At 63.2% G+C, this 26,128-nt stretch carries 21 protein-coding genes and 1 riboswitch; of the genes, 12 read left to right on the forward strand and 9 right to left on the reverse strand.

Translation table 11 applies throughout. The annotated features are described in order from the left end of the window. Nucleotides 1-289 precede the first annotated feature (289 nt). Nucleotides 290-1,759 (forward strand): AmmeMemoRadiSam system protein A, encoded by a 1,470-nt coding sequence (amrA, locus tag B5F33_RS05770; RefSeq protein WP_087410856.1) that lies wholly within the window; start codon nucleotides 290-292, stop codon nucleotides 1,757-1,759. Further along, nucleotides 1,756-2,709, forward strand: coding sequence for an AmmeMemoRadiSam system radical SAM enzyme (amrS, locus tag B5F33_RS05775; protein WP_087410857.1), 954 nt, complete (start codon nucleotides 1,756-1,758; stop codon nucleotides 2,707-2,709). Before amrA ends, amrS begins: the two co-directional genes overlap by 4 nt. 105 nt (nucleotides 2,710-2,814) lie before the next feature. On the opposite strand, the gene B5F33_RS05780 is transcribed toward amrS, so the two are convergent. Continuing rightward, the gene (locus tag B5F33_RS05780) at nucleotides 2,815-4,101 is read right to left on the reverse strand and encodes an amidohydrolase (RefSeq protein WP_239284865.1); all 1,287 of its coding nucleotides are present in this window, start codon (nucleotides 4,099-4,101) and stop codon (nucleotides 2,815-2,817) included. Nucleotides 4,102-4,253: 152 nt separating this feature from the next. Further along, nucleotides 4,254-4,422: riboswitch (Lysine riboswitch) on the forward strand. Between the two features lie 11 nt (nucleotides 4,423-4,433). On the opposite strand from B5F33_RS05780, the gene B5F33_RS05785 reads away from it, so the two are divergent. The 4 genes from B5F33_RS05785 (at nucleotide 4,434) to dapD (ending at nucleotide 8,615) form a co-directional block, all read left to right on the forward strand. Then, nucleotides 4,434-5,741: a diaminopimelate decarboxylase gene (locus B5F33_RS05785; RefSeq protein WP_087410858.1), complete on the forward strand. Its 1,308-nt coding sequence runs from the start codon at nucleotides 4,434-4,436 to the stop codon at nucleotides 5,739-5,741. Nucleotide 5,742: 1 nt separating this feature from the next. After that, complete coding sequence (gene dapA / locus B5F33_RS05790; RefSeq protein ID WP_087410859.1) at nucleotides 5,743-6,633, forward strand: 4-hydroxy-tetrahydrodipicolinate synthase; 891 nt, start codon at nucleotides 5,743-5,745, stop codon at nucleotides 6,631-6,633. A gap of 4 nt (nucleotides 6,634-6,637) precedes the next feature. After that, nucleotides 6,638-7,366 carry a 4-hydroxy-tetrahydrodipicolinate reductase gene (gene dapB / locus B5F33_RS05795; protein WP_087410946.1) on the forward strand — a complete coding sequence of 243 codons (729 nt, stop codon included), beginning with the start codon at nucleotides 6,638-6,640 and terminating at the stop codon, nucleotides 7,364-7,366. Between the two features lie 499 nt (nucleotides 7,367-7,865). Next, on the forward strand, nucleotides 7,866-8,615 hold the full coding sequence (dapD, locus tag B5F33_RS05800; protein ID WP_239284869.1) for a 2,3,4,5-tetrahydropyridine-2,6-dicarboxylate N-acetyltransferase: 750 nt from the start codon (nucleotides 7,866-7,868) through the stop codon (nucleotides 8,613-8,615). 267 nt (nucleotides 8,616-8,882) lie between these two features. Here dapD and B5F33_RS05805 read toward each other — a convergent pair whose 3' ends face one another. From B5F33_RS05805 to B5F33_RS05835, 7 genes are all read right to left on the reverse strand, one after another. Then, nucleotides 8,883-9,887 (reverse strand): nucleoid-associated protein, encoded by a 1,005-nt coding sequence (locus tag B5F33_RS05805; RefSeq protein ID WP_087410860.1) that lies wholly within the window; start codon nucleotides 9,885-9,887, stop codon nucleotides 8,883-8,885. 77 nt (nucleotides 9,888-9,964) lie between these two features. Continuing rightward, nucleotides 9,965-11,395 (reverse strand): DUF2974 domain-containing protein, encoded by a 1,431-nt coding sequence (locus tag B5F33_RS05810; RefSeq protein WP_239284872.1) that lies wholly within the window; start codon nucleotides 11,393-11,395, stop codon nucleotides 9,965-9,967. A 24-nt stretch (nucleotides 11,396-11,419) separates the two neighbouring features. Further along, nucleotides 11,420-12,370, reverse strand: coding sequence for an L-lactate dehydrogenase (locus B5F33_RS05815; RefSeq protein ID WP_087410861.1), 951 nt, complete (start codon nucleotides 12,368-12,370; stop codon nucleotides 11,420-11,422). 269 nt (nucleotides 12,371-12,639) lie between these two features. Further along, entirely contained in the window at nucleotides 12,640-13,803 is a 1,164-nt protein-coding gene (locus tag B5F33_RS05820; RefSeq protein WP_087410862.1) for an aminotransferase class I/II-fold pyridoxal phosphate-dependent enzyme, read from the reverse strand. Between the two features lie 91 nt (nucleotides 13,804-13,894). Further along, entirely contained in the window at nucleotides 13,895-14,200 is a 306-nt protein-coding gene (locus B5F33_RS05825; RefSeq protein WP_158095317.1) for a type II toxin-antitoxin system RelE/ParE family toxin, read from the reverse strand. Beyond that, a complete protein-coding gene (locus B5F33_RS05830) occupies nucleotides 14,190-14,459 on the reverse strand; it encodes a type II toxin-antitoxin system Phd/YefM family antitoxin (RefSeq protein ID WP_087410949.1) in 270 nt (89 codons plus the stop codon). Before B5F33_RS05830 ends, B5F33_RS05825 begins: the two co-directional genes overlap by 11 nt. A gap of 97 nt (nucleotides 14,460-14,556) precedes the next feature. Then, complete coding sequence (locus B5F33_RS05835; RefSeq protein ID WP_087410864.1) at nucleotides 14,557-16,731, reverse strand: NAD(+) synthase; 2,175 nt, start codon at nucleotides 16,729-16,731, stop codon at nucleotides 14,557-14,559. Nucleotides 16,732-17,080: 349 nt separating this feature from the next. Between B5F33_RS05835 and B5F33_RS05840 the strand changes: the two genes are divergently transcribed. From B5F33_RS05840 to B5F33_RS05850, 3 genes are all read left to right on the forward strand, one after another. Next, complete coding sequence (locus B5F33_RS05840) at nucleotides 17,081-18,142, forward strand: glycosyltransferase (protein WP_239284875.1); 1,062 nt, start codon at nucleotides 17,081-17,083, stop codon at nucleotides 18,140-18,142. 304 nt (nucleotides 18,143-18,446) lie between these two features. Further along, nucleotides 18,447-19,439: a hypothetical protein gene (locus B5F33_RS05845; protein ID WP_087410866.1), complete on the forward strand. Its 993-nt coding sequence runs from the start codon at nucleotides 18,447-18,449 to the stop codon at nucleotides 19,437-19,439. A gap of 264 nt (nucleotides 19,440-19,703) precedes the next feature. Beyond that, a complete protein-coding gene (locus tag B5F33_RS05850) occupies nucleotides 19,704-21,311 on the forward strand; it encodes a hypothetical protein (RefSeq protein WP_087410867.1) in 1,608 nt (535 codons plus the stop codon). Between the two features lie 132 nt (nucleotides 21,312-21,443). Here B5F33_RS05850 and ettA read toward each other — a convergent pair whose 3' ends face one another. Then, nucleotides 21,444-23,123, reverse strand: coding sequence for an energy-dependent translational throttle protein EttA (ettA, locus tag B5F33_RS05855; RefSeq protein WP_087410868.1), 1,680 nt, complete (start codon nucleotides 23,121-23,123; stop codon nucleotides 21,444-21,446). 216 nt (nucleotides 23,124-23,339) lie between these two features. Here ettA and B5F33_RS05860 point away from each other — a divergent pair, with 216 nt between their 5' ends. The 3 genes from B5F33_RS05860 to B5F33_RS05870 all read left to right on the forward strand — a co-directional run bounded on the left by B5F33_RS05860 (nucleotide 23,340) and on the right by B5F33_RS05870 (nucleotide 25,504). Then, nucleotides 23,340-24,266: a tRNA threonylcarbamoyladenosine dehydratase gene (locus B5F33_RS05860; protein WP_087410869.1), complete on the forward strand. Its 927-nt coding sequence runs from the start codon at nucleotides 23,340-23,342 to the stop codon at nucleotides 24,264-24,266. Between the two features lie 2 nt (nucleotides 24,267-24,268). Continuing rightward, nucleotides 24,269-25,048, forward strand: coding sequence for a TatD family hydrolase (locus B5F33_RS05865; RefSeq protein WP_087410870.1), 780 nt, complete (start codon nucleotides 24,269-24,271; stop codon nucleotides 25,046-25,048). Between the two features lie 186 nt (nucleotides 25,049-25,234). Further along, nucleotides 25,235-25,504 (forward strand): hypothetical protein, encoded by a 270-nt coding sequence (locus B5F33_RS05870; protein WP_087410871.1) that lies wholly within the window; start codon nucleotides 25,235-25,237, stop codon nucleotides 25,502-25,504. Nucleotides 25,505-26,128 lie beyond the last annotated feature (624 nt).

Here is a 26,128-nt window from a genome sequence, read left to right on the forward strand (position 1 = left end):
AACATGCTCTCCCAGCCCATCGCCGACATCTCAAGCTCCTCTCCCCGGGAACGGACTTCCAGCGGAAGGGTAGCGCGCCGAGCGGACAAGGATACAAATAGAGGGTTAACACAGCCTTAGGACCATTATCACGAGAAGATGAATTATGTAGGAGGGACGCGTGTTTCGTAAGGAGGCCCCTCACCGCCCCTCACCCGTTCGTGCGTTTTTTCCTCTCCCGGCTTGTCTTGGCTATTTCCCCACCAAAAACGGGGAATACTGTCGAGAAACAGCGCATTGGGAGGCATCTATGTCCATTGTCGCAAGCTTTGCCGTGCCGCATCCGCCGCTTATCATCCCCGCCGTCGGACACGGCCGCGAGCAGGGAATCTCGCACACCATTGATGCCTATCGCGAAGTGGGCCGGCATATCGCGGCGCTGAAGCCGGACACGATCGTCATCTCAAGCCCTCACACCGAGATGTACCTGGACTACATCCACATCGCAGGCGGAGCTCAGGCATCCGGGACGTTCGCGCGCTTCGGGGCCGCTCATGACGGCACGCGCGTGCGCTACGACGAGGAGTTCGTGCAGGAGCTCTGTCGCGTCGCCCGGGCCGCGGGACTTCCCGCCGGCACCCAGGGCGAGCGCGACCCCCAGCTCGACTGGGGCGTGCTCGTCCCGCTCCATTTCGTGATGCAGGGGTATCGCGAAACCGGCACGACCATCGAGCGCACCGCCGGCCTGCCCACGCTCCCCTGCCCGGTGGTGCGCATGGGGCTTTCCGGCCTCTCCCCCGCCGACCACTACCGCATGGGCAAGCTTGTACAACAAACCGCTGAGGAGCTGGGACGCGACGTGGTCTATATCGCTTCGGGAGACCTCTCGCACAAGCTGAAGGACGATGGGCCTTATGGCTACTCGCCGGACGGACCCGTATTCGACGAACTCATATGCAACGTCTTTCGGGACGGCTCCTTCCTCGACCTGCTCACCGCAGACCCTGGCATGTGCGAGCGAGCCGCGGAATGTGGCCTGCGGTCGTTCCAGATCATGGCCGGAGCGCTCGACCGCACGCCGGTTCGCTCTGAGCTGCTGTCCCATGAAGGACCCTTCGGCGTGGGCTATGGCATAGCCGCGTTTATTCCCACAGGACCTGCAGGGTCTGACGAGAGCCGCGCCTTTGAAGACCAATACGAGACCTGGCACGCCCAAGACCTGCAGATACGGCGCTCTGCCGAAGACCACTGGGTAAGACTCGCCCGCTATTCGCTGGAATCGTACGTGCGCGGCGGGCGGCGCGTCGACCCGAGGCGCGACCTGACGCCGGAGCTGGCCGATACGCTGCCTCCGGAGCTCTTCCGTAAACAGGCAGGCGCCTTCGTGTCTCTCAAAAAGAACGGTCAGCTTCGAGGATGCATCGGCACCATCCTCCCCACGCGCGACTCGCTCGCGGAGGAGATCTGTGCAAACGCGATTTCGGCCGGATGCCGAGACCCACGCTTCGATCCGGTGGAACCCTCGGAGCTGGACGAGCTCGTCTATGACGTGGACGTCCTATCTACACCCGAGCGCATCTCCTCGGCGAACGACCTTGACCCGCGCCGCTACGGCGTCATCGTGAGCACGTCGGATGGCAGGCGCGGCCTGCTGTTGCCGGACCTCGACGGCATCGATACGGCAGAGGAGCAGATACACATAGCCGCTCGTAAAGGCCGCATCGACCCCGACGCGGACGACGTACAGCTTGAGCGCTTCACGGTGACGAGGCATCTATGAGATCACTATCGAGCATCGAGGAACAGGCCCCAGCCCCTGCGGCCCCGGCCGCGACCGACCGCGGCGACGGCACGGCGACCTGTCCGGTCTGCCCGCATCGCTGCCGGCTGCGTCCCGGCCAGCTCGGCCGCTGCCGCGCGCGGCGGGAGAGCCAGGGCAGCGTCGTTGCCGCCAACTACGGATGCGTGACCTCGCTGGCGCTCGACCCCATAGAGAAAAAACCGCTTGCCCGATATATGCCTGGAACTTTGGTGCTTTCGGTCGGCTCATACGGCTGCAACCTCACCTGTCCGTTTTGTCAAAACCACGAGATCGCGCAAGTCGGTGAGGGCGACGTTCCCTGGCGCGAGATCGCACCTGACGAGCTGGTGGCCATGGCCGTGCGGCTTCGCTCTCAGGACAAACGTGTGACAGGTATCGCATACACCTACAACGAGCCCCTTGTGGGGTGGGAGTACGTGCGAGACTGCGCAGAGCGCGCCCACCGGGAGGGCCTTGTCAACGTGCTCGTGACGAACGGCCTGGCAAACGAGTACGTCATCCGTGAGATCGCACCGCTCATCGATGCCGCAAACATCGACCTCAAGGGGTTTTCGCCCACCTTCTACGAGCGCTGCGCAGGCGGGCCCGACGCGTTTGACTGCGTGCGCAAAACCATCCAGCTCCTGGCAGCAAAGCCTGGATGCCACGTAGAGGTGACCACGCTCATCGTGCCGGGCATGAACGATACCGAATCCGAAATCGACACCGCCTCGTCATGGCTCGCGGCGCTTCCCTACCAAACGCCCGCCGGCACCGTTACCGGAGCGGAAGAGCTCACCTACCACGTCACGCGCTTCTTCCCCCGCTGGCGCCTGCGCGACCGCGGCCCCACGCCAGTCGACACCGTCTATGCGTGTGCCGATGTGGCCCGCCGACACCTACGCCACGTCTATACCGGTAACTGCTAGCACCGTGAAAGCGGCCGTCGATCGTCCCGTCTCGCGGCCTCACCGCCGCACGACCTCGCGGCCCTAGAGGCGTGTCCCGGCGTCCCTGCCTAGAGGTTCCGAGCCTTACGGCATGAGCAGCAGCGCGCGGTAGGTTTCAAGGCCTCGCACCAGCACGCGTTCGTCAAAGGCGAAGGTGTCCGCATGAAGCGGAATGCCCGTGCCGGTGCCCAGCAGCAGAAACACACCAGGAAGATGCCTCTGGTAGAAGGCAAAGTCCTCGGCGATGAGCAGCGGCTCCGGCACCGTCTGCATGCCGGGCAGCGTAGCGCACACGTCCTCGAACAGCTTTTCGTCGTTTACGACAGGCGGATATCCTTCCGAGAAGGTCAAGTCGAACGTACAGCCCTCTTCATCGGCAGCCGTCTGTGCAAGCGAGCGCACCTCGTCGCGCGCGCGGTCAAACATGTGGTCAGAGAACACGCGCAAGCTGCCTTCAACGCGCGCCTCTCCCGCCACGGCATTTCGAACGGTGCCCCCCACCAGGCGGCCAAAACGCAGGGTGCAGGGCTCGTCCTGTTCAAGCCGACGCGACAGCCACTTGGCGCCCACGACAAAACGCGCCGCAGCCCCCACCGCGTCATGGCCTTCGCGCCATTTGGCAATATGCGCCGAAAGCCCGTGGAACACGAGCGTCGTCTCGCTCGAACGCGCCAGAAGTGGGCCGGGGCGCGACGCGACGACGCCCTCGGGCAGGTCGGGCCACAGATGAAATCCAAAGATGCGCGTCGTGCTGAAGCGTTCGAATACGCCGCTTTCGCACACGCGCTTGGCTCCGCCCGTGGTCTCCTCAGCCGGCTGGAATACCAGAAGCACATTGCGCGGAAACGCTTCGGGGCCGACCCCCGGGACCTCCCCGGCAAGCACCCGATCGACCCAACGCCCGGCGGCAAGCACCATGGCCATATGTCCGTCGTGTCCGCAAGCGTGCATGCGCCCCGGATGGCAGCTGGCAAAACCGAGCCCCGTCGCCTCCTCGATGGGCAGCGCGTCCATATCTGCACGCAGGGCCACCGTCTCGTCGCGGCCCAAGTCGAAGTAGGCGCACAACGCCCCCGTGCAGGGCTCGAACACCTCGCAGGAGAGCCCGCTCAAAACGTTGCGAACATATGCGGTGGTCTCGGGCAGGTCGTCATCAAGCTCGGGAATGCGATGCAGGTCGCGCCGCATCTGCGTGAGCTCTGCAAGGTCGCTCGAGATGGCCGCATCGGCCGCCGGTGCACATCCCGCGGGCATAGCAGCGGCACCTGCCGCGATATCACGCGAACCCTCGGCATCTCTGCTCGTCGAAGCCGCAGCTGCAGCCGATCCGCCCCCGGCAATCGATACGCTCTGCCCATCGCGTTCCGACATAGTTCCCTCCCTGGCTTCACTCAAATCTTTGGCCAGTATACCTGGAGCGAACACGCGCCGCCGCAGCGTCAAATCTGCGCGCTATAACATTTCGTGCACGTTTCCCCAGCACGCACTCTTGTCCGCCAGAGCGACGCTGTGATACCGTGAAACGACTTGATAGAGGCGCGGGGAAGAAGAATCGCGGGCGAGCCGGCAGGCAGAGACCCCGCAGAGAGGCGACCCCGCCGAACTCGACTGCCTGGGCACAGGCGCCGGGTGGGTCCGCGGGAAATACCTGCGGGACTGTCTGCAAGAGTCTGCAGGAGCGCTATCAGCCAAGGAGCATGCCCATGAAGCGGCCATTTGTGTCGAAAGACCAGCTTGTTCGCATTGCCGAGCAATATCCAACCCCTTTTCACCTCTATGACGAAGCAGGTCTGCGGGCAAACGCGCAAGCTGTTCGCGATGCCTTTGCATGGAACCCGGGCTTCAAGGAATACTTCGCCGTAAAGGCCAATCCCAATCCCACCATCGTCTCGATCCTGCATGAATATGACTGCGGTTGCGATTGCTCGTCGGCAACCGAGCTCATGCTGGCGGACGCTCTCGGGATTCGCGGACGCGACATCATGTTCTCGTCCAACGACACCCCCGCCGAGGATTTTCGCCTCGCGCGCGAGCTCGGAGCGGTCGTCAATTTCGACGACATCTCGCATATCGAGTTCTTTGAAGAGGTCGCGGGGCCCATACCACCCGTTGTTAGCTGCCGCTTCAATCCCGGCGGACTCTTTCAGCTGGCAAACGGCATTATGGACAACCCGGGCGATTCCAAATTCGGCATGACCGAAGACCAGCTCTTCGAGGCCTTCCGAATCCTGCACGAAAAAGGAGCTCAGGAGTTTGGCATTCATGCCCTACTTGCCAGCAACACCGTGACCGACGACTACTATCCCGTCCTCGCTCGCCTGCTGTTCGAGCTCGCCGTGCGCCTTCAGCGCGAGACCGGGGCGCACGTCACCTTTGTCAACCTCTCGGGAGGCGTTGGCATACCCTATCGACCCGACCAACGGGCGAATGACATCCACGCCATCGGCGAGGGTGTGCGCCGCGCCTTCGAGGAGGTTCTGGTACCCGCCGGCATGGAGGATGTCTCCATCTGCGCCGAGATGGGACGCTTCATGGCCGGCCCCTACGGATGCCTTGTTACCCGCGCCATCCACGAAAAGCATATCTACAAAGACTATATCGGCGTGGACGCCACCGCATGCGACCTCATTCGGCCCGCCATGTATGGCGCCTATCACCACATCACCGTGATGGGCCAGCAAGGCGGCCCCGACAAGTCCGAGATGCCGCCCACGCATACCTACGACGTCACGGGCAACCTGTGCGAGAACAACGACAAGTTCGCCATCGATCGATCGCTTCCTGAAGTCGAGCTTGGCGACCTGTTGGTCATTCACGACACCGGAGCCCACGGACGCGCCATGGGCTACAACTACAACGGCCGTCTGCGATCTGCAGAAGTGCTGCTGCGCGAAGATGGTTCCACCGAACTCATCCGCCGCGCAGAGAACCCGGCGGACTACTTTGCCACCCTGGACGTCACGCCGCTGGGGTGCGCAGTTATCGAACGCAGCAAGAGAGAGGAAGCCTAGCATGGACATTCGCGACATCACCGGATCAATCGTGGCCCTGGTGACCCCGTTTGACGCCGACGGCCACGTGGATTTTGACGCGCTCGGCAGGCTTGTGGACTTTCAGATCGAGCAGGGCACCGACGGCATCCTGACCCTTGGCACCACCGGCGAAAGCTCCACCATGACCGACGAAGAGGACGATGCGGTCTGCAGCTTCGTGGTCGAGCGCGTCGCCGGGCGCGTGCCGGTCATCGCTGGATCGGGCTCAAACTGCACTGAGACCATGCTGCGCAAGAGCCTTTCGTACCAGAACTTGGGCGCCGACGGCCTGCTCATCATCACGCCGTACTACAACAAAGCAAACGAAGAGGGCATCTATCGGCATTTCGCCACCGTGGCAGACGCCGTGGAAGTCCCCTGCATCCTCTATAACATCCCCGGCCGTACCGGCTGCTCGATCTCGGTTGCCAACGTGGAGCGCCTGGCAGCACATCCCAACGTCATGGGCATCAAAGAGGCAAGCGGGAATGTCTCCTACGCCGCAGACATCGCCCACTGCCTGGGACCGGACTTCAAAATGTTCTCGGGCAACGACGACATGGTGTTGCCCCTCATGAGCCTCGGGGCTTCCGGCGTCATCTCGGTATGGGCGGATGTGCAGCCGGCGCTTGTACACGAGATGTGCCGAGCCTATCTTGACGGGGATATCGCGCGCGCGACGCAGATCCAAATCGAAGGCATCCCGCTGGTCCGTGCCCTCTTCTCCGAGGTGAACCCCATTCCGGTCAAAGAGGCGCTCTCCCAGATGGGCATGATCGAGGCAAACTATCGCATGCCGCTCTGTCCCATGGCAGACGATACGCGCGCGCGGCTCGTCGAAGCCATGAAGGGAGCTGGTCTTCTTGCTTAGCATGATGATTGTTGGAGCGGGGCGCATGGGAACCCTTATACGGCGTCTTGCCGAAGAAGCGCTCGACACGGACGGGCTGCCCGCCTTTGACATCGTAGGACAGGTGGGGTCGAACGTGGAAGACCTTCGCGCGATGCCCGCGGCCGACGTGACAATCGATTTCTCGAACGCCAGCACGCTCGATGCCGTCGCGGCCTACGTGACGCGCACGGGAACAGCGCTCGTCTCGGGCACGACGGGATACACCGACGCGCAAATGAGCGCCCTTCGCGAACTGTCCGAGCAAGCTCCCATCCTATGGTCAGGCAACTACTCTCTGGGCGTAGCGGCGCTGCGACACCTGGTCGCACAGGCGGCACATGAGCTTCCCGGCTTCGACGTTGAAATTGTCGAATGCCATCACAACCAGAAAGCCGATGCACCAAGCGGCACGGCGAAGATGCTGCTCGACGCCGTCGTGGACAACAAAGGCGACGCCAAGGCGCATGCCGTCTACGGGCGCGAAGGCGCATGTGGGGCGCGCGACCCCCACGAAATCGGCGTGCATGCGCTTCGCGGAGGCACCGTGGCAGGCACGCATACCGTCTCGTTCTTCGGGCCAAGCGAAGAAGTGTCGCTCACGCACCGCGCCGAAAGCCGCGAGATCTTTGCACGGGGCGCTCTGGCCGCCGCCCAAAAGCTTGCGGGAAAACCCGCCGGCTTCTACACCTTTGACGAGGTGATGTTCAGCTAAAAATGCACCGCCGGGGATCTTGCCATCCCCGGCGCGCACGCTCGTTTCGGAAAAGGGCGTCGAAAACGCGAACCGGCGAGTAGACCGGAGTCTACCAAAAACAAATTCGCAGGTAGAACGGTTGAGCCAAATGGGCCTACTCGACAAGTCGCCCTGTGCACGCCCTTTTTCGAAACGAGCGTGCACAGAGGGGCTGTAAATGCTCCGAAATCGAGTTTGCCCCGTAAGCAAACCCGATACGTTCGGACGGAGCGGGGGTACAAAGAGTCAAGAGACCAACCCGCCAGCGACGACTTATCCGCTCCGATCCCAGGGAAACGCTGATGAAGGACTTTCATGCGCAGGACGGCGCGCCGGACGACTGGGCCTAAAGGCAAGAACGCATACTCACGCTGCGCCCATGCAGCCTGAGTACTTAGACGCTCGACAGGCAATCCAGCTATGGAATGCTTTGATTAACGTTTCCCTCAACGACCAACCTCAATCAGAAAGGTATGTGATGGCTACCAACGCATGTGACATGACAGCCCAGGAAATCATCGACTACATTGCCTCGGCGCCCAAGAAGACGCCGGTCAAGCTCATCGTGCACGAAAAGCGCGGAGCCGCTATTGATTGGGCGGCCGGTACGGGCTCGGGCGCTGCCGACCCCGTACGCGTATACGGCGGTCGCAAATGCCGCGTGGTCTACGGCGACTGGGCCGACCTCGAACCGGTACTCGAGCGCAACAAGGCGAACATCAAAAGCTACGAGGTCGAGAACGACTGCCGCAACTCCGCCGTGCCGATGCTTGACCTCAAGGGCGTAAACGCTCGCATCGAGCCTGGCGCGATCATTCGCGACCACGTGAGCATTGGCGACAACGCCGTCGTCATGATGGGTGCCATCGTGAACATCGGCGCAGAGATTGGCGAGGGAACCATGATTGACATGGGAGCCGTCTTGGGCGGACGCGCCATCGTGGGCAAGCGCTGCCACGTGGGCGCAGGCACCGTACTCGCCGGCGTAGTCGAACCAGCAAGCGCCAAGCCGGTGGAGATTGCAGACGACGTCATGATTGGAGCGAATGCCGTGGTGCTCGAAGGCGTCTACGTTGGTCCCAAGGCCGTCATCGCAGCCGGCGCGGTAGTCGTTGAAGATGTGCCCGAACGCGCCGTGGTCGCCGGCGTGCCCGCGCGCGTCATCAAGTATCGCGACGAGAAGACCGATAGCAAGACCGGCCTGGTGGAGTCGCTTCGTTCGCTGTAGGCGCATGTTGCCCCGCGCAGAGAAATCTATACGGGGTAGCTTCGCTAAACGGTTCCGAACGGTCGCCCTCACCCAGCAACCGCTTTGAACAGCCTCCCTCGCCTCGGACAGCTGTTTTTAGTCCAGCAGCTATGATTGACTACGTTAAGGCCAGATTTTGGCCCTTATCTTAGACAAAGGTAGTTGCTGGACTCTTTTTGGATATGGCAAGCGAAGGCGGCGCGCCGATCTCCCCCAGGCACACGCAGAAGCCAGCGGTCTCGCCGCTTAGCGGTTCTCGATTGACCCGATGTTCTTGAGCTCGATTGAGATGAGGCCGTTGGGCTCGTTCACGAATTCAATGTATTCAGAGTTGCGGGCCATCTCTGCGGGGAACGAGATCTCAATGCCTGTGTCGGTGCGAATCTTCTGGTTCTTCACCGCGGCCTTGCGCACCTGAGCGCGCTCAACGGTCACATGCTCGGGAACACGCTCCTCCTCAAGCGCCTGCTTGATGGTGTCGCGCAACACCGGTTCGTCCTCGAAGGCCTCGTCGACCACGTCCCAGGGCGGCAGGTCCTCGTCTTCCTCCACCCGCTCCACGATTGCGGCCTTCGCCGCCGCCAGCGCCACCGAGGCGTTCGCGCCATGCTCCTCGGCCGCCTCCTCGACGATGCGCGAGACCGTATCGATGACCTCTTTGCTTGAAACACCCTCGGAGCATTGAAGCAGTCCCTGGGGTATGAGCATGCGGCTCTCGCCTGCGATGGAGCGCTCCTTGTCCTGATAGAGCACCTCGAGGTTGCTTGCCCTCACCAGCGCGAACGACGTGACCTTCTGCGAGGGGCTCGGAAGAATGGCGTAGTGCCGCGCGATGCCGCAGGAGGTGCCTCCCTGGCCGTTTTCGACCTCATGCATGAATGCCATGCGGCTTTGAAGCAGCAGCACGGCAAACCAACGGGCATCGTCATCGTCGTCAAAATCTGCCACGAGGATGTCGCATGACTCGAGCTTATCGGCACGAGACAGCTCCCCGGAAAGGAATTCCGCAACATCGAGCGAGAGGTCGAGAAAATCACGCTCGCCGAAGAAGAACCGCTTGAGCTCGCCGGCAAAGGCGCTGTTCTCTGCAAACGAACCTCGTCGATTGTCTGCGGCGCCACGTGCGCGGGCAAGATGCTTGGTGACAAACGACCGCACTGCACGCGTATCGAGCTCGAGCTCGCGCTGGCTGAACACGTTCACCCCGGAATCAAAATCCAGGATGTGCAGGATCGCGTGGTTGATGTTCATATGCGGCTGGCCTCCTGTCGTCTATTGAGCGCAGGCCAGTATAGCATGCGTCATAGGACGCCCGAAGGCCTGGCCGCTTAGATGCCGCCATCCTCCTCTGAGGCGTCATCGACCGGTTTAAGCGTTGCCAGCAGCGACCCCGCCGCATCGGAAACCTTGTCGATGGTCGCCGTTCGCGCAAGCGCCTTGAGCACATCCTGCACAAACGCGCGCCCGTCGGGACCAAGCGCCTCTGCCGCAGCTCGCATAGCAGGCACGCTTTCTTTCCACGAATCGCGAATGTCTGCAAAACGCGTTGCGCCTGTCACGCCGATGACGTCAAAAAGCGTATCGATGAAGCGCCCTCGCTCCTCGGGCGTGAAGCGCGCCATCCAGTCGGCGATTGTAGCAGCGAGGTATCGTGCGCTAGCCGTCAAGCCATCCGCTGGAACAAACGCGCAGCCATCGACCTCCCATAGGAAAGGATTGTGTTGGAAGATGGAGAAGCCGCCGCTTTCCACCACCCGAGAGTCGGAACCGTCGTCCATGATGAGACCGATGACAGAAGACTTCGGAACCGTCTTGGTCATGCGTTTCTGAATGCGCAGGAATCCCGAACCGGCTCGAAATTCATCGCTGAACCCCGGGCCGTCGTGCGAGTACACCTGGCAGATACGCTTCTGCAAGCCTTCGCGACAGGACGCCGCGGCGTAGACGGCCAGGTTGCCGCCCTTGGAATGGCCTCCCACATATACCGGTCCCTCGTGGTGACGCAGCGCCTCTTCCAGGTAGGCCTGTGCCTCCTCCTGCGCCGGCACCGGGCAGAGGTATGCCATATTGAGGTCTTCCTTCCAGCCCACAATGGTTGAGTCCGTTCCACGAAACGCAACGTAGATACCGCCCGAAGGCAGCGCGAAGGTCGTGGCCGCAAACTGCTCTTCCTGGGCGGCATCGGTCTTGAAGACAAAATCGCACAGTCGAACCTCGCGAAAACGCGGGCTGGCACATGCGGCAAACAACAGCTCACGACTTCCGTCGGGATCCCAGCTCGTCCCAAACATGGACTCGAAATCCTCCGCACGAAGCAGCTCGTACAACGGGATACCCACAGGAGTGCAAGCAGCCCGCAGACCTTCCCCCAGCCGGAAGTACGACAGCCACGAGAAGACCAAACTGTCTACCGCGCAGAGCGGTCGCTCGTCAAACGTATCGAGCTGAGACTGAACATAGGTGAGCATCGTGCCCGCCTTATGTGGGAGCGATGGCAAATAGGCCCGCGCCGCCGCCGACAACGTCGAGGCGGCATCGCGGATAGACGGGGCGTCATGAGCAGCATCGGACACGCCGGCAGGCCCCTCCGCCTTGGAGGGCGCGGGGCCAGGAGCGTCGGGCGCCATGGACGAGGTAGCGTCCTCACGCGCTGCGAAAGCGGCAGGACTGGACGCCGCCTCGGCGACCGCGCCTTCAGCCCCGGTCCTCGCCTTGGCGGCACTTCGTCCCACCAGGGACCGCTGCGCCCGTGCCTTCATGACGTCCCCATCTCGTGTGATCGGCTATGCCTCGAAATCGACCTGGTCGATGATGGTCTTCAAAGCGGATGCAGAGTTTTGGAGCTCGGACATCTCGGCCTCGGAGAGCGAGACGGGCACACGGCACACCACGCCGCGGCGACCCACGATGGTCGGCATGGAGATGGCGATGTCGTTAAGACCGTACTCGCCCACCATGAGGCTCGAGACCGGCAGCACCGTATCCTCGTCGTGCATGATGGCCGTGCAAATGCGCCTTACCGACATGGCGATGCCGTAATAGGTGGCATGCTTCTTCTCGATGATCTCGTAGGCGCTGTTCTTGACTTCCTCGGCGATGCGCGCCTCGGTGGCCTTATGGTCGTGATGGCCGTGCATCTCGCAGAAGGTGTTGAGCGGCACGCCTGCGACCATGGCGCTCGACCAGGCCGCGAACTCGGAATCGCCGTGCTCGCCCATGATGTAGGCATGGACGTCGCGCGGGTCGACCTCGAGGTGCTCGCCGAGCATGTACTTGAGACGGGCGGTGTCGAGCACGGTGCCGGAGCCGATGACCTGGCCCTCCGGCAGGCCGGACATCTTGATGGCGGCATAGGTGAGAACGTCCACAGGATTGGAGACGATGAGCAAGATGCCCTCAAATCCGCTCTCGCGAATCTGCGGAATGATGCTCTTGAAGATGCCGACGTTCTTGTTCACCAGGTCGAGACGGGTCTCGCCGGGCTTCTGTGCAGCGCCGGCGGTGACCACGATGATTGCAGCATCAGCAGCGTCGCTGTAGTCGCCGGCGTAGATCTTGCAGGGACTCGCGAACGGAACGCCGTGTGCGATATCGAGCGCCTCGCCCTCGGCACGTGCGTGATCGACATCGATAAGCACCATCTCGGAGAACAGCCCGCTCTGCATGAGGGCAAACGCAGACGACGACCCGACAAAGCCGCAACCTACGATGGCAACCTTCCTGTCGTTAACCATAGTTATCACTCCTTTGGGACAGTGCCGGCCACTCCGGCACGACGTGATTCCACAGCCGATTATCTCCCCCACGCAGGCTCGCTATACAGAAGATGGGCCCAAACGGCCCATCTCCTACACGGTTTGAAACAATATGGCACGGCCCGCCCTGTCTGCCATTCGCCATTGGGGACGGGTACGTTTGGCAGACTGACTGGGACATGGGATGCGCGCGCCATCACGTCTGCCAAACGAACCCGTCCCCAATGGCACATGGCAGCACATGCCGGCTATCGAATGCCAGCAGCCTCGATGGCAGCGACGGCGGCGCGCAGACCCTCCGGCGGGAGCACCAGCGCCATGCGCACATAGCCCTCGCCGTGCGGCCCAAAGCTCGCACCAGGCGTCACGACCACGCCCGCACGCTCCATGAGCTCCTCGCAGAAGGCCATAGAGTCGGTACGGCCGCCGGGAAGCTTGGCCCACACGAACATGGTGCCGTGCGCGTTGGGACGCTCCCAGCCGATGGCCTCAAGTCCGTCGCAGAGCGCGTCGCGGCGCTCCTGGTACATCATGCGCTGGTGCTCCACCTCGTCGAGCGGACCGGTGAGCGCAGCGATGGCCGCCTTTTGGATGGGGAAAAACATGCCAAAGTCGATCTGGCTGCGCAGCTTGGAGAACGCGGCGACCACGTCGGGGCGACCGACCAAAAAGCCAATGCGCGCGCCCGTGACGTTGAACGACTTGGAGAGCGAGAAGAACTCCACGCCCACCTCGAGCGCGCCAGGGTAGCCGAGGAAGCTGCCACCGCGCGGCCCGTCGTAGACGATGTCTGAGTAGGCGTTGTCGTGCACGACGAGCAGGTCGTGCTCGCGCGCGAAGGCGATGATATCCTCGTAGACCTCGGGCGTGCCCACGCTACCCACGGGATTTGCCGGCAGCGACACGATCATGTACTTGGCGCGGTCGGCGACCTCGGGGTCGATGCCCTTCACGTATGGCAAGAAATCATGCTCGGCGTTGAGCGGGTAATAGGCGAGGTTGCCGTCGGCAATCTTCACGCCGGCCTCGAACACGGGGTAGCACGGGTCGGGCACGAGCACCGTGTCACCCGGGTCAAGGAGCGCGAGCCCCAGGTGTCCCACACCTTCCTGCGTGCCGTTACAGCTGGCCACCATGTCGGGCGTGATGCCCGTCACGCCGAAGCGGCGCTCGTAGTAGTCGCACACGGCCTGCTTGAGCTCGGGGAGGTCACCCAGGCTGTACTTCCACTCGGCCGGGTCGGCCGCAGCGTCGCGCAGTGCCTTGACCACGTGGTCGTACGGCGCGAAATCCGGCGTGCCCACAGAGAGGTTATAGATGGTGCGCCCCTCCGCCTCAAGCTGCAGACGCTTCTGGTTGAGCGAGCTGAAGACCTCGGCCCCAAACCGGTCGAGTCGCTGGGAAAACTGCATATCGAATCCTTTCTACCGGTAATGCCGCGTAAGCCAACAGGTGAAATAGGCGAACTAGGTCAGGTGAAATTTCCTCTGCCCTCGTTTCACGTTAGACAAGGCGCGCGTAGTCCTGGGAGCCGTGAAACATGTGCTCAAGATATACATCGTCGCCGATAACACGATACAGCACAAGGTAGCGCCCGCAGGGGGCTACGCGGAGCTCCCGCGCTGCAAGTGCTTCGTCCTCCGAGACACGATAGGACAAAGGAAATGCCTCGAGCACCTCAATGAGCCGGTCCAGATCGTCTAAAACGGATGCCGCCGCCGACACATTGCCAACGCTTTCAGCAAGGTACGAGAGAATATGGTCGCGCTCGCGTAAGGCCGTCTGCGTTAGGTAAACGTTAGCAGCCATAACGCTCGCGCGCCTCACGCTGGGCATCCCGGGCAGACACGACACGGCCCGCCTCAATATCGGCTTCCGAAGCTGCAATGGTGCGATACAGCTCGGCACGCGCCGCTTCCATACGCAAGGCATCAAGCTTATCCACCGTCATTACCGCAAAGACCTCGCGCCCGTTGCGCGTCACGATCACGGGCTCCGGCGAAGCCTCGACCGTCGCCGCGAACTCAGCCGTATTTTTGAGCTCTTTAATGGGAACGCACGCAGGCATAGCCACCTCCTCAATAGGGGCCACGATTATGGCCCCATCATAGCATAGCCACCAAATGCTCAAACTGGGGACCGTCCCCAACTTGAGCATTTTCGTTTTACGCGAGGGAGTCGATTTCGGCGAGCCAGAGGCGGGCGCTCGCGTCGCTCGGCATGCGCCAGTCGCCGCGGGGGCTGAGCGTGACCGAGCCGACCTTGGGACCATCGGGCAGGCAGCTCCGCTTGAACTGCTGTGCAAAGAACCGCCGGTAGAACACACGCAGCCAGCTGTGGATGGTCACGCGGTCGTAAACGCCCTCGAACGAGCGGCACGCCATGCGGAAGATCTTGCCCGGCGCAAAGCCAAAGCGCAGGAGATAGTAGAGAAAGAAGTCGTGCAGCTCGTAGGGACCTACGAGATCTTCGGTGCGCTGAGCGATCTCGCCGTCGCCTGTGGGCGGCAGGAGCTCGGGCGAGACGGGCGTGTCGAGGATGTCGAGGAGCGTCGCTTCAATCTGCCCGCCGAAGACGTCGGCCGCGTACCGCACCAGGTGCCGCACGAGCGTCTTGGGCACGCTCGCGTTGACGGCGTACATGCTCATGTGGTCGCCGTTGTAGGTAGCCCAACCGAGCGCCAGCTCGGAGAGGTCGCCCGTGCCGATTACAAAGCCGCCCTGCTGGTTGGCGAGGTCCATAAGCACCTGGGTGCGCTCGCGCGCCTGACTGTTCTCGTAGGTCACGTCCTGCACGGCCGGGTCGTGGCCAATGTCGCTGAAGTGCTGCTCCACCGCGGCACCGATGGGTACCTCTCGGAAGCTCACCTCGAGCGCCTCGGCGAGTACCTGGGCGTTCGTCTTGGTGCGCGTGGTGGTACCGAAGCCCGGCATCGAGACCGCCGTGATGCCCGTGCGCGGAAGGTCGAGCGCATCAAACGCACGCACCGTCACAAGGAGCGCTAACGTGGAATCGAGCCCGCCCGAAAGGCCGATGACAGCGTGCTTGGTGCCCGTATGGGCAAGGCGCGTGGCGAGACCCGCGGCCTGCAGGTTCAAGATCTCCTCGCAGCGCTCGGCGAGGTCGCCGGCATCGGCCGGAACGAACGGCGTCTGCGGAAAGACGCGATCGATGTCGAGGGCGGAGCGCATGAGGAGTGCCGCGGGGTCATCGACAGGGTCGCCCGCCGTGGCATAAGTATCGTCGCCCGCGGCGCCTGCTCCGCAATCGCCCGCGACAGCACCGGCATCCTCGCTCGCGGCTGCGGCACCGGACTCCTCGTCCGCCGCAAAGAGCGAGGCCGAGCCGTCTATGGGCAGCGCGTCGACCATCCCCGGGATACCTGCAAACGAGAAGTCCATGGCAAAGCAGCCGTCGGAAGTGTCCAGATCGTCAGACCCCACCCACGTGGTCGACCGGCGGCGCTCGGCCATCAAGCGGTCGAGGTCCACGTCGGCCACGGCCATGTCGCAGCTAAAGAGCGGCGTCTGGGCAAGCACGGAGCCGTTCTCGGCCACGAGGTTCTCACCCGCAAACACGAGGTCCGTCGTAGACTCGCCCGCGCCGGCATCCGCGTAGACGTATGCGCAGTACAGGCACGCCGACTGCTGGCTCACCAGGCTGCGGCGATAGGCCGCCTTGCCGATGATCTCATCCGAAGCGGAGGCGTTCAAAATGACCGTGGCACCCGCACGCGCCATGTCGACGCTCGGCGGGTCGGCCACCCACAGGTCCTCGCAGACCTCGACACCCACGACTACATCCTGCATGCCCGCGTCGGCGCAGTGATAGACGATGCGCGCGCCGAGCGGCGCCATCTGGCCCGCAAACTCCACGATGCGGCATGCGCGCGGCGCCGGCGTGAACCAGCGACGCTCGTAAAACTCACCATAGTTGGGCAGGTACTGCTTGGCGGTAAGGCCCAAAAGCTGGCCCGCACAGCACACGGCCGCGCAGTTGTAGAGCGCGCCCGCCTGCGGCACCGGCACGCCCACGGTGAAGAGGATGGGCAGCCCCTGCGTCTCGCGCAGCAGCCAGGCAAGCGCCTGCTCGGCCGTGCGCTGCAGGGAGCGGTCGAAGAAGAGGTCTGCGCAGGTGTAGCCCGTGAGACACAGCTCAGGCAGCGCGAGCGCGCCCACGCCCGCCTCGGCAGCCGCGCGAACGCGAGAAAGTGCGACCTCGGCGTTGCTCCGCACGTCACCCACGCGAATATGGGGCGTTGCCGCCGCGATGCGGAAGAACCCGTCGCCAGCACCTGCGCCGGCGCCATCGCTCGCGTCCGTAAAGAACAGCTCGTCCATAGCAACTCCTTTGCACGGCGAAGCGCAGACGCGCCCGCTGATGATTTCCGACATCCATTGTACCGTGGCTTCGGGACATCGCATCGATACAGCAGGGTTGCCCGGACACAGCCGCCTCTCACATCCCCTCGGAGGCCGCGACGCCCCCGTGCTCTGGCAACCGCAGCATGAGCCCATGTCCAGAACATCCACGGCGCAGCGGCAACGGTGCTCACACCTCGTCGCTGCCTGTCGCTCCCCCACACATCTGTAGAGATTCTTGGATAGTGCGACTCGCCGTATAATGGAGGCGCGAAACACCTACGGGCCCTGCGCCCGAAACGATAGATATATGAAAGGTGGCAGGATCGTGAGCGAATCCGCACGCCCCGGCACCACAACCTTCCCCACCGCAACGGATGACAGCGGCATCGACCGCCTCGCGTTGGTGGTGGTTACCTTTAAGCGCCAGAACTTGCTGGCAAAGCTATTCGATTCCTTCTGCGCCCTCACGCAAGCACCCTGGCGCATCATCATCGTAGACAACGAGCACTCCGACAAGACCCGCGACATGGTGGCAGACCTTGGCCGTCGCACCGACGCCCTGTGGGGCGTGGAACAGGAGCGACCGGACACCGAAGGTGGCACCGCGCGCGTAGTCTACGCGCCTCAGGCCGACAACCTGGGCGGAGCCGGCGGCTTTTCGGCCGGCGTCAAGCGTGCCTGGGAGCTGGGAGCCCAGTGGTTCTGGGTCATGGACGACGATGTGCTCGTCCTTCCGGACGCCATCGACAAACTTGAGCCTTGGACGCATGGCCACGAGGTCGTCCAGGGGTCGCGCCTGGACTACGATGGCGGCGCCTTCTATTGGCAGTACGACTTCATCGTGCCGCTTGGCATTCCCAACCCGGTGGCACCGAGCGCCTTCGACGAATCGAGATACCGCATTATGAACACGCTCTGCTTCGAGGGCGGGCTTTTTGCCCGCTCGGTCGTTGAGCGCATCGGCTTGCCCGACCCGCGCTTCTTCATCTACTGGGACGACACGGTCTACGGATATTTGGCCTCGAAGGTCACCGAACCCATCGTGGTCTCCGACCTGATCTTGCAGCGAAGTCGTGACATCCCCAACTGGGATATCGCAGGCGTGCGCCAGCTCAACGGCACCTCGGACATGAACCGCTACCACATCATGCGCAACCGCGGCTACATGATGCAGTATTTCCGTCTACACGGCGACTACAACCGCTTCCTATTTGGCCTGGGCACGGCAGCAACCTTCGCCAAGGAGGTCATCCGCCTTGTCATGGTCAACCGCGATTCCCTCAAAACGGGCATCCCGGCGCTCTTCCGCGGCATGCGCGACGCACGCAAGATCTATCGCGATCGCGACTGGCGCCCCATGCCGCCGCTCAAAGAAGATACGCGCTAAGACAGACAGCCGCCCCCTGCCATTGGGGACGGGTACAATTGGCAGGCGGATGGCCCATCTGCCATACGATTTGCCAAATGTACCCGTCCCCAATGGAACAGACTGACGCGCCGCCCGATGTCAAGACCGTGCGTCAGGAACCGGACAGCAGGAGACGGCGCTTTTGTGTTGTCTCGCACATGTTTTTTGGAACCCGCCTCATCCGGGTACCAAAGTCGTACCATCCCATCGCGACATCGCCGGCAGGCGCATCGCCTGTCGACGGCTCTAGAACATCTCAAGCCATGGACAGGGAGGACCTTGCATGGCATCTCAATATACCGACCAGCAGCGGACCCGCGTCGTGGACCGCAAAAAACTTGAACGTCACGCTCGCACGAGCGCGTCTATCGGCGACACCCAGGCCATCACACAGAAGCCGAAGCTCTTGGAGGGCATCTCGATCGCCCAGCTCATTGCCGGCGCCGGCGCGGCCGTCACCTCCATGGTGCTTGCGTCCGAGATCGGCATTGCCGGTTCGGTGATCGGCGCCGCCGTGAGCTCCGTCGTCACCGTGATCGCCTCGCAGCTGTATCGCAACTTTCTCTCGGCGGGAGCACGAAAGCTCAAAGATAGCTATGACGCGCTTGGCCGGGTGAGCGACCTTCCTCGACCCGGTCGCAACGCATCGGACGAGACCGCGCTTCTGGAAGGCCGCGGAGGAGCTGCTGCGGGCGCGAACGTGCGCGGAGCCCGCATAGCCCCGGCAAAGCTTCAGGCGCGCGCCGCCGCCGAACGAAGCGCCACGCAGCGCAAGGTGGTCGTGTTCTCCATTGTTATCGCCGTGGTCATGGTGATTGTCTGCACAGCAGCCATCCTGATCGGAACCGCCGGCGAGGGCATTGGAACCAAGACCGAGCCCCTTATCCCGCGCGCCTCCACAACCGAGCTCGAAGACGAGGACCAGGCGCACGCCAATCCTTCGGTCGGCGACCACGCCGCCAACGACACGACGTCTCACAATGCGACCTCGGATACGCAAAACACCACCGACACGTCCACGTCCGATACGGGCGCGGGCGGAGCCGATGCGACGGGGCAGAACAGCGGCACCGAGAATCAGGGCGGAAGTGCCTCTGACTCGAGCAGCGCGACAGGAGGAAACACCGCGCCCTCGACGGGCACGGATGGCAGCAACGCCCAAGGAGACTCCACGCAGTCTGGGACCGCGGGCAACACGGGAAGCGAGTCAACTTCCGGAACCACGACGAATGGAACCGGGGCGACAACAGGCACCGCGAATAACCAGGCGTCGTAGCATACCTCCCCCCACCGCTACGTCTCAGAGTTGCGGAGACACCCTCCGCCTGCTCGGACCGTGAGACGCGTCGACCGTGAGGCATCGGGGGGCATCGAGCCTCGACGCCTGCGGCGCCGCCGCGCGTCCCGTGGCGGCGCCGCGCGCCCACACCACCGCCCGTTTCCGCACGCGGAGCCGAATGCCCCCTCCACGGGGACACACCGCGGCCGTATGAGACAAGATGCTAAGATGCTGGGGCAAGCAACAAAGAAAGAAGCATGCATGTCTCATACGAATCCACAAGCGCCACGGCTATCGCCTGGCAACCATATCTATCTCTATCGCCTGCTACGCGATACCGTGGGAACCGGTAAACAGACCTTTGTGTCACAGATCGAAGAGGTTCTGTCCGGCGAGAACCTATCGGCCGATGACCTGGGGTTTTCTGACACGCGCACGCTGTTGGAGGAGCTCGACGATTTCCTGACCCTCACGGTGTTCAAGGGCGGGCGCATCTATGCGACCGTCGTGGCGCAACCCGCCTGGGACGAGGCCCTAGCGACCGCCGATCGCAACAAGGGCGCAAAGGGCAAGCAGGGCGGAAAGTCCTGGAAACGAAAGAAGACTTCCAAGGACCTCAAGGCCGTTAAGCCGCGGCGGGTAAAGCGTCCCGAGCCTGTACTTGCACCCGAGCAGGAGTCCATTCCCCGTCCTGACGCAGAGACAACCCCCGGTACCGAACCTACGTCGGAACAGTCGGCTCAAAACGCCACGGAAGCGCTGAACGCCGCCGAAGGCACACAGACAGCCGGGGCCGAAGCAGCCCAAGAACCCACGAGGCAGAATTCGAACAGCGCGGCCGACATGCATACCCGGCCTTCTGCCGACCAGGCTGCCGCGAGCGAGGCGGAAACGCCCGACGTCGTTGCCATGCAAGTAGCAGACGAGCCGAAGGACAACACCGCCGCGGCATCCGCCGGTCAGGCGGCTGCTGCCGAGCCGGAGAACGCCTCCGTGCCGGCCGTCCCTCCTACCCCAGAGCTCGCAGTCGAGCCGGCAACGCATGAGCCGAGCATCAAGTTCACTATCCTGTATGACCCGGACGAAGCGGCAGCGGAGGTGTCGGAGCAGCCTGAAGACGCACAGTCCGAGGCTACTCAGCCGGCGGCCGTGCGGACGGAAACCGCGCGGCCGGAAGCCGTGCAGCCCAAGGCCGCCCAACCGGCATCGCAAGCCGCAGCCGCCACTATCGTCGCGTCGGCGGCTTCCCGTCCTGCATCCTCGACCAAACCCATAGCTCCTAAGGCCAGCACCGCCGCAGCCGCGCCATTCATGATCGACGCCGCCGCAGTCGCGCCATCCATGGCCGACGCGACTGCACCCACAACGGGCAGGCCGGCCAACACGAGCACCGAAGCTCCCGCAGCTTCGACACCTGCGGCAGCCATCCACAACGAACAAGCCGCCGAGCCTCCCTCGCATGAGATGAGGCAGGCGGCGTCCTCCCCCGCTCCTAACGCGTCGGTGCAAACGGAACCGCACGCATCCGGGGGTCCCAAGCCATCGACCAGCGGAACGAACACCCACCGACCGCCTCGCGCCTATGACAGCTACCCGACCGACTTTGTGCTCGAGGCCTTCTGCCCTGGAGAGCAACTGAGCGAGCTTGCCCGCCTCCTGCCGTACGGCGCCGATGTTATGGGAATCCTGAGCTGCTACTTCGATATCGCAAAGCTCCAGCAGACCATCGAAGGAAACCGCTCGCGTGCGACCTTCCCCGTGGGCATCGTCCGTGACGGCAAGCGCCTCTGGGCGCATGTGACCATCAAGCGCCGAAGCGGGGCAAGCGTCCCCTGGTCCGTCGAATCCGTCGAAGGCCCCGACGCCTAGAAGCCCCGGCCCAAACGATTTGGCCTCCGCGACCGCACATCAATATAGAGGAAGCCCCGTCGTCTCGACTCCATGCGAGACGGCGGGGCTTCTCTACGTGCGCAGATGTCGGCAGAAGAAAGTGCCGGGCTCCTAGTCGCGGGTGAGCTTGCGATGGATGCGGTGCGGACAGGCGGCGTCCTCGCCCAGACGCGCCACACGGTTCTCCTGGTAGGACGCGAAGTTACCCTCGAACCAGTACCAATTGCCAGGATTCTCGTCGGTGCCCTCCCACGCCAGAATATGCGTGGCCACGCGATCGAGGAACATGCGGTCGTGGCTGATGACGACCGAGCAGCCCGGGAACTCGAGCAGCGCGGCCTCGAGCGAGGACAACGTCTCGACGTCCAGGTCGTTCGTAGGCTCGTCAAGCAGCAGCAGGTTGCCGCCCTGCTTGAGCGTAAGCGCGAGGTTCAGACGGTTGCGCTCGCCGCCCGAGAGCACGCCTGCGCGCTTCTGTTGGTCGGAGCCCTTGAAGCCAAAGCTCGCCACGTAGGCACGGCTTGGCACCTCGGTCTCGCCCACGAGCATCTTGTCGGTCCCGCCGGAGACCACCTCCCAGAGCGTCTTGTTAGGATCGATGCCTTCGCGATTCTGGTCGACGTAGGAGATCTTGACCGTCTCGCCGAGCGTGATGGTGCCCGACGTGGGCTGCTCGGCTCCGATGATCATCTTGAAGAGCGTCGACTTGCCCACGCCGTTGGGACCGATCACGCCCACGATGCCGTTGCGCGGCAGGCTGAAGCTGAGGTCGTCGATGAGCACGCGGCCGTCGAACTCCTTGTGCAGGTGCTCGACCTCAAGCACCTTCGCCCCCAGGCGCGGGCCCACCGGAATGCGGATATCGGTCCAGTCGAGCTTCTGGCTCGCGCGGGCCTCGGCCTCCATCTCCTCGTAGCGGGCGAGGCGGGCCTTGTTCTTGGCCTGGCGGGCCTTGGGGCTGGAGCGCACCCACTCGAGCTCCGAGGCCATGCGCTTGGCAAGCTTGGCGTCGCGCTGCCCCTGCGCGGCGATGCGCGCCGCCTTGGTCTCCAGGTAGGTGGAGTAGTTGCCTTTGTAGGGATAGAGGTGGCCGCGGTCGACCTCGCAGATCCACTCGGCGACGTTGTCCAAGAAGTAGCGGTCGTGCGTGACGGCGAGCACCGCTCCCTGGTAGTTTTTGAGGAAGTGCTCGAGCCACAGCACCGATTCGGCGTCGAGGTGGTTCGTAGGCTCGTCGAGCAGCAGCAGGTCGGGCGCCTCAAGCAGGAGCTTGCAGAGCGCCACGCGACGACGCTCGCCGCCCGAGAGGACGCTCACCGGAGTATCGGCGTCGGGACACTGCAGCGCATCCATCGCCACGCCCAGCTTGCTGTCGATATCCCAGGCGTCGGCCGCGTCGATCTCGTCCTGAAGCTTGCCCATCTCGGCCATGAGCGCATCGAAGTCGGCATCGGGCTCGGCCATCTCCTCGCCGATCTTGTTGAAGCGGTCGATCTTGGCAAGCATGTCGCCAAAGGCCATGCGAATGTTCTCGATGACGGTCTTGTCGTCATCGAGCGGCGGCTCCTGCGGAAGCAGGCCGACGGTGTAGCCCGGCGTGAGGCGCGCCTCGCCGTTCGAGACCTCCTCGACGCCCGCCATGATCTTGAGCAGCGTAGACTTGCCCATGCCGTTGGGGCCCACGACGCCGATCTTGGCACCGGGATAGAACGAAAGGGTCACGTCGTCCAAGATGACCTTGTCGCCATGCGCCTTGCGCGCCTGATACATTTGGTAGATGAACTCTGCCATGTCGCTCCTTGTTGCTCGCACGCCTGCCGCCTTGACATTAATCGGCAGCTTTGTCGGTCGTACCGTATAGTCTCAGGTACCGCGACGATTTGCCGCACTATCGCCCCGTCTCCATCACGAAACCACCTAAGCAGGAGACCCACCGCATTCGATTCATTTCGAGCGCTACCCTATACTTACGTAGCACCAGTGAACCCCGACGAGCAGGCGGCACCTATGAACGATTCACGCGACATCGCGCCCGAAACGGCGACTTCGAGGCTCGAACTCATGTGGGGGCAGGCGGGACTCGACCGGTTGCGCCGAAGCCTCGTCGTCGTGCTCGGCGTGGGCGGCGTCGGCTCGAACTGCGTGGAGGCGCTTGTTCGCGGCGGCGTGGGCAGGCTCGTCATCGTGGATGGCGACGAGGTGGCTCCGAGCAACATCAACCGGCAGGCAATCGCCTTCGTCGACACCGTCGGCAAACGCAAAGTGGAGGCTATGCGCGACCTCATCGCCCGCATCAACCCCGAGGCAGAGGTCAGCCCCATCGATGTGTTTCTGAAAGCAGAAAACGTCCCCGCGCTTATGGACGGCATCATCTCGAAGCAGGGCATGCCCGCCTATGTGGTGGACGCCATCGACACCGTGTCCGCAAAGCTCGCCGTCGCCTCATGGGCGGCCGAGCGGGGCGTGCCCCTCATCAGCAGCATGGGCGGCGCCATGAAGCTCGACCCATCCAAGCTGCGCGTCTGCGACCTATTCGAGACTGCAAACGACCCGCTTGCGCGCGTGATGCGCAAGGAGTGCCGCAAGCGCGGCATCGATCGCCTCACCGTGCTGTCCTCCTTCGAGGAGCCCATGAGGCGACCGGGCGGGGCCGCGCGCGCCGGGCGGCAAGCCGGCGCCCCGAAAGCCCCGCTTGGCACGGCATCGTACCTGCCGCCCATCATGGGACAGATGATCGCTGGCCACGTGATTCGCTCGATTATCGATGGCGCCCAGGCAAAAGGGCAGGGCCGCGCGCGCGGTACCGAGGCAGGAGGCGCGCCAGCCGGCGGCCAGCCTGCCACCAGCCACCCAGACGAGGCGGCGGCCGCCCCCGCGCTCCGGCTGCGCACCCACGAGCCCGCCTCGATGCCTGCCGGAAATCGGAAGGCGTAGCCATGGAAGCGCGTCTCGTAGACATGCATTGCCACCTTGACCGCATCGCTGACGCGCCGGCGGTCGCGAGCGACGCCGCCAGACTCGGGATCGCAATTCTTGACACCACCGTCGCGCCTCGGGAAGCGCTCCTGGCACGGCGCACGCTGGGGTCCTGCGACACCGTTCGCGTGGGTGTCGGCTTGCACCCGTGGTGGCTCTCGGACGGAAGCTGCACCGACAGCGATGTCGACCTTCTTGTCGAGCTCGTCTCAAGCTCTGCCTTCGTAGGGGAAGTCGGCCTCGACTTTAGCCGTCGCCACGAGCATGCGCGCGAGCGACAGCTTGAAGCGTTTTGCCGGATGGCCGAGACCGTTGCGGAGCGCCACCTCCCCCACCGCGTGCTCTCGATCCATGCGGTGCGGTCCGCCGGCGCGGCGCTCGATGTGCTGGAACGATACAGCCTTGCGGGAAAGGCCGCCCCGCCTGGGCTCTCATGCATCTTTCATTGGTTCTCGGGAACTTCTGATGAGCTCGCGCGGGCACGGCGGGCAGGCTGCTTCTTTTCCGTCAATGAGCACATGCTCGCCACCAGGCGCGGGCGGGAGTATGCGCGCATCATCCCAGAGGATCGCCTGCTTCTTGAGACGGATGCGCCCCCTCAGCTCGATGCGCCCTGGAACGCACAAGACCTCGAGGCATCGCTTGCGCGCACGCTTGACGCCGTCGCAGCGATCCGCAACGTCGACTCCCACGACCTCGGCGCTCATATAGCGCAGACAAGCTTGTCGCTCCTCTGCTAGCCGGCCACGCCGTGCTCAAGCCAGGCCGCACCTCCATGCGAATACGCCCCTCCAAACGACGCCTTGCCGACCAACGGGTCGGCGGCCCATAGACGCCGGTCGCCAAAACTCCCGCTTAGCCGCAATAAAAGCGGGTATGCAATTGATGAGGCATCAATAGCCGCCGAGCTTGCGATAGGAGGACCGATGATGAACGCAAACGCCGTCTTCACACTCGTTGGAATGATCGCCCTGCCGGTGGTGGCGTGTCTTGCAGCCGAGGGGCTCGGCTCGGTCGCGCCTTCGCTTGCACGTCGCTGGTCTACCTGGTTCCAGCCAAAGGACGCCTCCCTCGGCTGGACTGCACGCGTCAAGCCGACATGGCATGACGAAGGCTCCTCGACGGGGGCTCGCGCCGCCGCAACCGTCCGCTCCGCCCACGGCGCCATGAACTCGCTGCCCATACGCCAGGCATAGCCGCTATCCGCCTGAACACGCTCTCGGATTGCACGGCATAATGGGGTGGCCGGCGCGTCAATGAGAACGACGTGCCGGCCGCCTTATATGCGTTGCCCGACACGCCCCCGACGCGCTTCGGATATGGGCGCCCGCTTGAAACACGCAAGAAGCTTTTCATGCAGCATAGGCCTCTTGCGCTAGGAACCAGCGTCGACATCGGCGCGTTCCCGAGTCGCCACGTCCGACATCTTGCCCGACGGGCCGCAAACACTCAATAAAGGGAGACACTCCATCAAAATGCATAAGAATGGATTGATTCTGGATAAGAATGTGCTCCAGATCGAGCTGGAGAAAAGCTTCTCGTTCGCAGCGCGCGAATTCTGTGCAAAAAATCGATTTGTCGGTCAATGAGATGGCTTATACACATGCCCCATCACATTTATTGAGAATATATCTCAACAGCATCCTCGGGTTTTCTTTATGCGTCCTCCCTGCGCCACCTTAAGTTGACCGACAAATCGATTTTTTGCACACTTCGGGGCGGCTTCGGAGGGACGGCGCCCGCTGGCCCTCTCACACCATGTATATTCTTTACGCGCTCGACGTGATAAACTGCGATTACTTTACATAGCGATGTATCAA

It is taken from the genome of Collinsella sp. An2, from assembly GCF_002160065.1.
Taxonomy (GTDB): domain Bacteria; phylum Actinomycetota; class Coriobacteriia; order Coriobacteriales; family Coriobacteriaceae; genus Limicola.